The sequence below is a fragment of the Kosakonia sp. 1610 genome, assembly GCF_050435845.1.
GTDB classification, from domain to species: Bacteria; Pseudomonadota; Gammaproteobacteria; order Enterobacterales; family Enterobacteriaceae; genus Kosakonia; species Kosakonia cowanii.
The window spans coordinates 87,157-95,778 of record NZ_JBNDKZ010000013.1; the positions used below are offsets into that span (position 1 = coordinate 87,157).

The following is an 8,622-nucleotide window of genomic DNA, read 5'->3' on the forward strand; positions in this document are numbered from 1 at the left end:
GAAAGAGACAAGTACGAATACCCTTACAAAGGATAAATTAAGAGAATTCCACAAAAATAAGTTATTGATTTTATTAATTATAGCTATTTTTTAACCTGCAACTACTCCGAAAATTCGCAACGGATAAAGGGCAGATATCCTACAAAGTGCGCGGCAATCACCTACAAAGAGGAATGATGCGAGAAAAACAGTCTTTTACGTGGGTTCAGGTATAATCCCCGCATGCTTTAACGATGGAGACGACCGTTTTGACTAACCTGAATTACCAACAGACGCACTTTGTCACCAGTGCGCCTGATATTCGCCACTTACCCGCCGATACCGGCATCGAAGTGGCATTTGCTGGCCGCTCCAACGCCGGAAAATCGAGCGCACTCAATACGCTAACCAATCAAAAGAGCCTGGCGCGCACCTCTAAAACGCCGGGCCGCACGCAGTTAATTAACCTGTTCGAAGTCGTCGAGGGCAAACGCCTTGTCGACCTGCCCGGCTACGGTTATGCCGAAGTGCCGGAAGAGATGAAAATCAAATGGCAGCGCGCGCTGGGTGAATATCTGGAGAAACGTCAGTGCCTGAAGGGGCTGGTGGTGCTGATGGATATCCGCCATCCGCTAAAAGATCTCGACCAGCAGATGATCCACTGGGCGGTGGCAAGCGAGATCCCTGTGCTGGTGCTGCTGACCAAAGCGGACAAGCTGGCCAGCGGCGCGCGCAAAGCGCAGGTTACGATGGTGCGGGAAGCGGCAATTGCCTTTAACGGTGATGTGCAGGTTGAAGCGTTTTCGTCGCTGAAAAAACAGGGCGTGGATAAACTGCGCGAGAAGCTGGACAGCTGGTTCTCATCTATTGCGCCAGCAACAGAAGACGCAGGCGAATAACCTTTCTGGCGCGGCGTCCGCTGCGCTTTATTGCTCTCTTTCGCGCAATAAAAAACGCCCCAGTCATTACTGACTGGGGCGGCTAAATATTCAGCCAAATCCGATTACGTGAAGTAAAAGGTCTGAAAGATAGAACATCTTACCTCTGTACCCTACGCGAATAACTCTACTCCCTTTTTGGATCTGGAAAAAGGACTTTTTGTAATTTCTTTTCAACTTTTACATACGGAATTCTAATGATTGTCACAAAAACGCCGCGTTATGTTGCTTAGTTACAGAAAAGTCCCTTTCCTGCCGCACGCTTAGTGCGCTTGATCCCAGTTTGGTCCGCTTCCCACTTCCACCAGCAGCGGCACATCGAGTTGGGTACTGCTCTCCATTAGTTCATGGATCTTCTTCGTGACCGCCTCGATATCCTCTTTATGCACCTCAAACACCAGTTCATCGTGTACCTGCATGATCATCCGCACGCGCGGCTTCTCTTGCTGTAACCACGCATCGACGGCGATCATCGCGCGTTTGATGATATCTGCCGCGGTGCCCTGCATCGGGGCGTTGATCGCCGCGCGCTCGGCACCCGCCCGGCGGGCAGCGTTGCTCGCTTTGATGTCCGGCAGATAGAGGCGGCGACCATCGAGCGTTTCCACATAGCCGTTCTCTTTCGCCTGCGCGCGGGTACGCTCCATATACTCCAGCACGCCAGGATAGCGCTCGAAGTAGAGGTCCATATACTTCTGTGACTCTTTGCGCGGAATATTGAGCTGGCGCGAGAGACCAAAGGCGCTCATGCCGTAGATCAGACCAAAGTTGATCGCTTTCGCGCTGCGGCGCTGTTCATTGCTTACGCTATCCAGCGGCAGGCCAAACACTTCCGCCGCCGTTGCGCGGTGAATATCCTGACCTTCAGAAAACGCTTTCAGCAAGCCCTTATCCCGTGAGAGGTGCGCCATGATACGCAGTTCGATTTGCGAGTAGTCCGCAGAGACGATGACGTAATCTTTCGGCGCGATAAAGGCCTGACGAATACGACGTCCCTCTTCATTACGCACAGGAATGTTCTGCAGGTTGGGATCGGTAGAGGACAAGCGTCCCGTCGCGGTCACCGCCTGGTGGTAAGAGGTGTGTACACGCCCGGTTTTCGGGTTGATCATCAGCGGCAGCTTATCGGTGTAGGTCGATTTAAGCTTCGCCAGACCGCGATATTGCAGGATCACTTTTGGCAGCGGGTAATCCAGCGCCAGCTCTTCCAGCACCTCTTCTGAGGTTGACGGCGCGCCGCCCGGGGTTTTCTTCAGCGGTTTAATGCCCTGTTTTTCAAACAGAATGGTTTGCAGCTGCTTGGTCGACGAGAGGTTAAACGCTTCGCCCGCGATCTCGTGCGCTTTTTGCTCCAGCTCCGCCAGACGCAGGGTCAGCTCCTCAGAGTGCTTGTGCAGCACAGCCGGATCGATATTGACGCCGTTGCGTTCGATGCGCGAAATGACCGGCACCAGCGGCATTTCAATATTCTGGAAGACATTCAGCGGGCCGGCGTGCTGTTGTAGCTCTGGCCACATCGCCAGATGGAGTTGCAGCGTGACATCAGCATCTTCCGCCGCGTAATGCCCGGCCTCTTCCAGCGCAATCTGGTTGAAGGTCAGCTGATTTTTACCTTTCCCGGCAATCTCTTCGAAGGTCACAGTTTTGTGCTTCAGCCAGCGCTGAGAGAGGCTGTCCATATCATGACGGCCAACAACGCTATTGAGGATGTAGGACTCAAGCATGGTGTCGAAGGCGATACCGCGCAGTTCGATGCCGTAATTTTCCAGCACGCCGCGATCGTATTTCAGGTTCTGGCCCACTTTGAGAAGCTTTTCATCTTCCAGCAGTGGTTTTAGCAGATCCAGCGCGCGGTCGCGCGGGATCTGATCCGGCGCATCAAGGTAATCATGGGCAACCGGTACATAGGCCGCCACGCCCGGTTCGATAGCAAAGGAGATGCCGACCAGATTGGCACTGATGTTATCCAGACTGTCCGTTTCCGTATCGAAGGCAAACAGCGCCGCGCTTTTCAGTTTGCCGATCCAGCTTTGCAACGTCTCTTCATCAAGGATGGTGACGTAGTTTTCAGCGGAGAGGATAGCCGTCGGGATATCGGGCTCCGCTTCTACCACAATCGTCTCCTGCGGCTTCGCGGCTGGCTTGCTTCCTCTCGCCTGCAGCCATTTTCCGGCTTCGACATCCGCCGTCCAGCGCTTGAATTCGTAACGCTTAAAGAGCTCCACCAGCTCTTCGGTGGCCGGCTGCTGAACTTCAAGCTGTTCGCTCGTCAGCTCCAGCGGAACGTCGGTTTTGATGGTTGCCAGCTGGTAGGAGAGGTAAGCAACCTCTTTATTCTGCTCCAGCTTCGCCGCCATGGTTTTCGCACCACGGAAGCTCAGTTCGGCAATTTTTTCCGGCGCGGCATAGAGCGAGTCGAGACCGCCCAGCCCTTGTAACAGCGCCTGCGCGGTTTTTTCACCCACGCCCGGTACACCTGGGATGTTATCGGAGGAGTCGCCCATCAGCGCGAGGAAGTCGATAATCAGCTCTGGCGGCACGCCATATTTGGTAACGACCTCTTCTGGCCCCAAAATGGTGTTGGACATGGTATTGATCAGCGTGACGTTCGGCGTCACCAGCTGCGCCATATCTTTGTCGCCGGTACTGATCAGCACCGGGCGCCCTTTTTTGTCCGCTTCACATGCCAGCGTGCCGATAACGTCATCCGCTTCAACACCCGACACCGCCAGCAGCGGCAGACCCATCGCTTTCACCATTGCATGCAGCGGCTCAATCTGCGCACGCAGATCGTCCGGCATCGGCGGGCGGTGGGATTTGTAATGTTCGAACAGCTCATCACGGAACGTCTTACCCTTCGCATCAAACACCACTGCGACATGCGTCGGCTGATACTGCAGCAACAGGCTGCGCAGCATATTCAACACGCCGTACATTGCGCCGGTGGGTTCTCCAACGCTGTTGGTCAGAGGTGGAAACGCATGATACGCGCGATAGAGGTAAGAGGAGCCGTCAACAAGAATGAGTGGGTTTTCGGGGATCTGAACCATGATATCCATGCCTGTTTTTTCAATTTACGCTAAAGGATGCCACAGACAGGATGAAAACATGAGTTTTTCCCGGTAAATGGCGGAAAAGATTTCGCGATCGTCGGGATCCCTCGCAGAAACATCCTGTGGATAAGTTTGTGCACAGTTTTTAATTGGCTGGATTTTTGTGGCTTTTCGTGGATCGTAAAAATATACAAACCCATTAAAATCAATACATTGAGAAGATAAAAAGGATCGCTGTTGCTTTTTGGTGATAATCTGCTCAGTGTGGATAGAAGAAAAAGGGCATTGCATTCTTCTTTATTATCTATCAAAAGCACTGAATAAGGTTTCCCCATTGCCGCTCTCGCTTTTCTGATAAAATCTGCGCCTTGCACACCTTTTAGCGAGCATTTTGCTGCTAACTTTTTGAAATATTTAATCATGTCGAGACTACCCGCGGTTATTACGCTCTTTTTTAGCGTTCTGTTAACCATCCTGCTTACTGTTGTTTGCTCTGTGCCGATTATTATCGCCGGCCTGATAAAACTGCTTATTCCGATCCCGCGTTTTTGGCGGGCGATCTCTGCATTCTGTAATGTGATGATGGCTTGCTGGTGCGAAGGCCTCTACTGGCTGCTGCGCCTCAATCCCCGGCTGGAATGGGATATTAAGGGGCTGGAGGGGTTGAATAAGAGAAACTGGTATCTGCTTATTTGTAACCATCACAGCTGGGCAGATATCGTGGTGCTGTGTGTCCTGTTCCGCAAACAAATCCCGATGAACAAGTACTTCCTGAAGCAGCAACTCGCCTGGGTGCCCTTTATCGGCCTGGCGTGCTGGGCGCTGGATATGCCTTTTATGCGCCGCTACTCACGAAGTTATCTGCTGAGGCATCCTGAAAGACGGGGCAAGGATGTTGAGACAACGCGCCGTTCGTGTGAGAAGTTTCGCCTGCAGCCGACAACGATGGTGAATTTTGTTGAAGGATCGCGTTTTACAGAAGAGAAACGGCGTCAGACACGCTCTTCGTTTAAGCATCTGCTGCCACCAAAAGCGGCGGGTATCGCGATGGCGTTAAACGTTCTGGGTAAACAGTTCGACAAAATGCTGGATGTGACGCTTTGCTACCCGGAGAACGATAGTACGCCCTTTTTCGATATGCTCAGCGGCAAATTGACGCGTATCGTGGTGCGTATTGATTTGCTGGCGGTTCACCAAGGGTTGCATGGCGATTATATTAATGACAAGAATTTTAAGCGCAGCTTTCAGCAATGGCTGAATGGGTTATGGCTCGCTAAAGATGAACGTATAGACGCCATCAAAGCCACCTGTAAAAACGCCGGTCAGTGACCGGCGTTATCTTTACTTCTTCTCAACCAGGAACTTCACCGTATCAGCGTAGCTTTTCACAAACGCATCAAGGCTGCTGCCGTCCATACCGCGTTGATCGATCTGGTATTTACCGTTGACGAACATTGCGGGTACACCCTGCAACTGCAGATCGGCCGCAGCTTTCTCTTGCTGGGCAACCAGTGATTTCACCACGAAGCTGTTCCAGGCAGCGTCATACTCTTCGCCCTTCACGCCAGCTTTGATAAATACGTCACGAATGTCAGCAACTGTTTGAACAGTCTGCGTTTTTTGTACCGCTTCAAACATCGGAGAGCTGATTTTATCTTCCACGCCCAGCGCCATCGCTACGGCCCAGGCCTGCGTCATCTCTTTGCCCAACGGCCCCAGGAACTCGACGTGGTATTTGGTCATTTTTGTCCCCTGCGGCAGTTTCTTTTTCACCGCTTCGGAGACGTGCCAGACCTGCTCAAAGTCGTAGCAGTGCGGGCAATAGAATGAGAAGAACTCCAGCACCTGTGGTTCACCGGCGACCGGCTTATCCAGCGTGTTGTACTGCTTACCTTCGGTAATGTCTGCTGCCGAAGCGCTAAATGCCAGAATCATTCCTGCCAGCGCCAGCCAAATCTTCTTCATGGTCAACTCTCTCCGTTTAATACATGGGGGTTAATGCTAAAGGGGGTTCTTGCAGAACCTTCACCTGTTCAAGAAAAATGTGCGTCTGATTGCGCCAGTGATCTTCGCTGTTCAACCAGGGGAAATTTTTGGGAAACGCGGGATCGTCCCAGCGGCGGATAAGCCACGCCAGATAGTAGACCAGACGCATGGCGCGCAACGGTTCAATCAGGGCAAGCTCCGCGGTATCAAACTCACAAAACTCTTCGTAGGCTTCAACGATCATCTCCAGCTGCATGCGCTGCTCGGCTTTATCACCGTGCAACAACATCCATAAATCTTGTACCGCCGGGCCATTACGCGCATCGTCTAAATCGACAAACATTGGGCCATCTCGCCAGAGAATATTCCCGGCATGACAATCCCCATGCAGACGCAGCACGTTGGCGCGATTATGCCACTGCGCCATAACGGCATCGATAAGCTTATCAACTGCGCGCAAAAACGCCTCTTTTAAGCTTGTCGGGATTAGCGAGGTGGTCTCAAAAAGCTGGCGCGGCTCGCGCAAATATTCGTTAACGCCCATGTCAGGACGATGGGTAAAACGCTTTTGACGGCCGGTCTGGTGCAAACGACCAAGGTAGCGGCCAACCCACTCCATCTGATCGAGGTTGTCCGCTTCAAACTGGCGGCCGCCGACGCTTGGGAAAACGGCGAAGAGAAAATCCTGGTGGGTGAGTAAGGTTTCATTATTAAACGCGAGCGGTGCAGCGACCGGCACATCATTCTCTTGCAGGTCGAGCGCAAACTGATGCTCTTCGCGTATCTGTTCCGCTGACCAGCGCTGCGGGCGGTAGAACTTCACGACATAGCGGCGGCGATCTTCGTCCTGAAACTGATAAACACGGTTTTCGTAGCTATTAAGCGGAGTGAGGCCGGAATCGACCCGGATCCCCTGCGCGAAAAGCGCATCCATGATGGTATCCGGGTGAAGCGTCTGGAAAGTAAAAGCGTTACAGGTCATCCTGGGATCCGAAAATACGACGAATGATTCAGGATATCATTTTGGGCCGTTTTCGGTGGCTCCTCTTACAAGGTTTTACTCTTTAATCACGCCGCGGGCGCGCAGTAACGCGGTTTTGAAATCCTCTTCGTAATCTTTTTGAATGCCAGGGATTGCTGCGTCTTTTGCCGAGTCGCGCATTTTCAGGTGATAGATCAGGATGTCATCACTTAAATCGGCCAGTTCGCCCTCATAACCTGACTCTTGCGCCAGTTTCTGTAAAAATTGCATTAAATTGAGCTCGGGCTCTTTCTGCCAGGCCGGCTGGAGAAGTTCGATAACTTCGTTGAGGCGTTTACATTTCATGTATCTGCTCCTTATTTTGTGTTCCGACACGTTAGCAGGGTCAATCCCACAATAAAAGAGGCGTTACTGGTGAAGGATAGCAGTGCAGTACTCGGCGTCGTGCTGGCTGGCGGCAAAGCGTCACGTATGGCGGGCCAAGACAAAGGGTTGCTGGAGCTCAACGGTAAACCGCTCTGGCAACATGTCGCCGGGCGATTAGCATCCCAGGTTAAGAGCGTGGCAATCAGCGCCAATCGCAATCTTGATACCTATCGCCTCAGCGGCCTGCCGGTCATTGAGGACACTCTGCGTGACTTCCCGGGCCCGCTTGCAGGGATGTTGGCTGCTTTGCAACAGTGCGAAGCCGAATGGTTCCTCTTTTGTCCCTGTGATACGCCCTATATTCCGGACGATCTCTTATCGCGTTTACTGGCCGGCCGCGGCCAGGCTCCGGCAGTGTGGGTACATGATGGCGAACGCGACCACCCAGTGATTGCTCTGCTTCATCAGGACCTTTCATCGCAGCTGGAAGCGTGGCTGGCACAAGGTGAACGCAGGGTAATGATGTTTATGCGCGAAGCAGGCGGGCATGCGGTCGATTTCAGCGATCGGCGCACGGCATTCGCCAATGTGAATACGCCTGACGATCTGGCGCGTTGGCAGGAGAGATGATGATCCCATTACTTGCGGTGGCGGCCTGGAGCGGAACGGGTAAGACGACACTGTTGAAAAAGCTGATTCCGGCGCTGTGCGCACGAGGCATTCGTCCCGGCTTAATCAAGCATACCCATCATGATATGGATGTTGATACGCCGGGCAAGGATAGTTATGAGTTACGTAAGGCAGGCGCAGCACAGACGCTGGTCGCCAGCAGCCAACGATGGGCATTAATGACGGAAACCCCTGATGAAATTGAGCTGGATCTTAACTGGCTGGTCAGCAGGATGGATGCGACAAAGCTGGATCTGGTGCTTGTCGAAGGCTTTAAACATGAACCGGTGCCTAAGATCCTGCTTTGGCGCGCAGATTGTGGACATGACATTGATGAGTTAACGATAGATGAACATACGATCGCGGTTGCGAGCGATGTTGAGCTGGCGCTGTCTGTACCGGTGCTGGATCTTAATGATATTGAGGAAGTTGCGGAGTTTGTTTTGCAGTGGTTAGCGCAGAAAAAGGCTGTTTAAGCGCTACTTGCCATTTTATTGGGTGTTTTTTTCGCGCAGAAAGCAAAAAACCCCAGCCGTGAGGCTGGGGTTCTTCTTATTTGATGCCTGGCAGTTCCCTACTCTCGCATGGGGAGACCCCACACTACCATCGGCGCTACGGCGTTTCACTTCTGAGTTCGGCATGGGGTCAG

General features: G+C 52.6%; 9 protein-coding genes and 1 rRNA gene. 4 read left to right on the forward strand and 6 right to left on the reverse strand.

What is annotated here, in order from left to right:
- The first annotated feature begins 248 nt into the window (after positions 1-248).
- Positions 249-878 carry a ribosome biogenesis GTP-binding protein YihA/YsxC gene (gene yihA / locus ABIC80_RS22495; RefSeq protein WP_023479300.1) on the forward strand — a complete coding sequence of 210 codons (630 nt, stop codon included), beginning with the start codon at positions 249-251 and terminating at the stop codon, positions 876-878.
- Positions 879-1,180: 302 nt separating this feature from the next.
- On the opposite strand, the gene polA is transcribed toward yihA, so the two are convergent.
- Together polA and ABIC80_RS22505 are read right to left on the reverse strand one after the other, a co-directional pair.
- The gene (gene polA, locus ABIC80_RS22500) at positions 1,181-3,967 is read right to left on the reverse strand and encodes a DNA polymerase I (protein WP_429178613.1); all 2,787 of its coding nucleotides are present in this window, start codon (positions 3,965-3,967) and stop codon (positions 1,181-1,183) included.
- Between the two features lie 29 nt (positions 3,968-3,996).
- Complete coding sequence (locus tag ABIC80_RS22505; RefSeq protein ID WP_305207157.1) at positions 3,997-4,392, reverse strand: hypothetical protein; 396 nt, start codon at positions 4,390-4,392, stop codon at positions 3,997-3,999.
- Here ABIC80_RS22505 and ABIC80_RS22510 point away from each other — a divergent pair.
- Positions 4,391-5,299: an acyltransferase gene (locus ABIC80_RS22510; protein ID WP_305207158.1), complete on the forward strand. Its 909-nt coding sequence runs from the start codon at positions 4,391-4,393 to the stop codon at positions 5,297-5,299. The genes ABIC80_RS22505 and ABIC80_RS22510 overlap by 2 nt on opposite strands.
- Positions 5,300-5,311: 12 nt before the next feature.
- Here the strand turns inward: ABIC80_RS22510 and dsbA are convergent, their stop codons facing one another.
- The 3 genes from dsbA to ABIC80_RS22525 form a co-directional block, all read right to left on the reverse strand.
- The gene (gene dsbA, locus ABIC80_RS22515) at positions 5,312-5,935 is read right to left on the reverse strand and encodes a thiol:disulfide interchange protein DsbA (protein WP_042716840.1); all 624 of its coding nucleotides are present in this window, start codon (positions 5,933-5,935) and stop codon (positions 5,312-5,314) included.
- A gap of 16 nt (positions 5,936-5,951) precedes the next feature.
- Positions 5,952-6,938, reverse strand: a complete 987-nt coding sequence (locus ABIC80_RS22520; protein WP_242389205.1) for a serine/threonine protein kinase — start codon at positions 6,936-6,938, stop codon at positions 5,952-5,954.
- Positions 6,939-7,013: 75 nt separating this feature from the next.
- Positions 7,014-7,283, reverse strand: a complete 270-nt coding sequence (locus ABIC80_RS22525; protein ID WP_023479302.1) for a YihD family protein — start codon at positions 7,281-7,283, stop codon at positions 7,014-7,016.
- Positions 7,284-7,349: 66 nt separating this feature from the next.
- Here ABIC80_RS22525 and mobA point away from each other — a divergent pair, with 66 nt between their 5' ends.
- On the forward strand, positions 7,350-7,934 hold the full coding sequence (gene mobA / locus ABIC80_RS22530) for a molybdenum cofactor guanylyltransferase MobA (RefSeq protein ID WP_429178615.1): 585 nt from the start codon (positions 7,350-7,352) through the stop codon (positions 7,932-7,934).
- Positions 7,934-8,449 (forward strand): molybdopterin-guanine dinucleotide biosynthesis protein MobB, encoded by a 516-nt coding sequence (gene mobB / locus ABIC80_RS22535; RefSeq protein WP_305208446.1) that lies wholly within the window; start codon positions 7,934-7,936, stop codon positions 8,447-8,449. Before mobA ends, mobB begins: the two co-directional genes overlap by 1 nt.
- Before the next feature lie 85 nt (positions 8,450-8,534).
- On the opposite strand, the gene rrf is transcribed toward mobB, so the two are convergent.
- A 5S ribosomal RNA gene (gene rrf / locus ABIC80_RS22540) occupies positions 8,535-8,622 on the reverse strand; the annotation flags it as partial.

Bases quoted from the DNA above. Each gene is read 5' to 3' on its own strand.
- mobB (WP_305208446.1), top strand. From the start codon at position 7,934: ATGATCCCATTACTTGCGGTGGCGGCCTGGAGCGGAACGGGTAAGACG.
- polA (WP_429178613.1), bottom strand. From the start codon at position 3,967: ATGGTTCAGATCCCCGAAAACCCACTCATTCTTGTTGACGGCTCCTCT.
- ABIC80_RS22505 (WP_305207157.1), bottom strand. From the start codon at position 4,392: ATGATTAAATATTTCAAAAAGTTAGCAGCAAAATGCTCGCTAAAAGGT.
- ABIC80_RS22510 (WP_305207158.1), top strand. From the start codon at position 4,391: ATGTCGAGACTACCCGCGGTTATTACGCTCTTTTTTAGCGTTCTGTTA.
- ABIC80_RS22520 (WP_242389205.1), bottom strand. From the start codon at position 6,938: ATGACCTGTAACGCTTTTACTTTCCAGACGCTTCACCCGGATACCATC.
- ABIC80_RS22525 (WP_023479302.1), bottom strand. From the start codon at position 7,283: ATGAAATGTAAACGCCTCAACGAAGTTATCGAACTTCTCCAGCCGGCC.
- dsbA (WP_042716840.1), bottom strand. From the start codon at position 5,935: ATGAAGAAGATTTGGCTGGCGCTGGCAGGAATGATTCTGGCATTTAGC.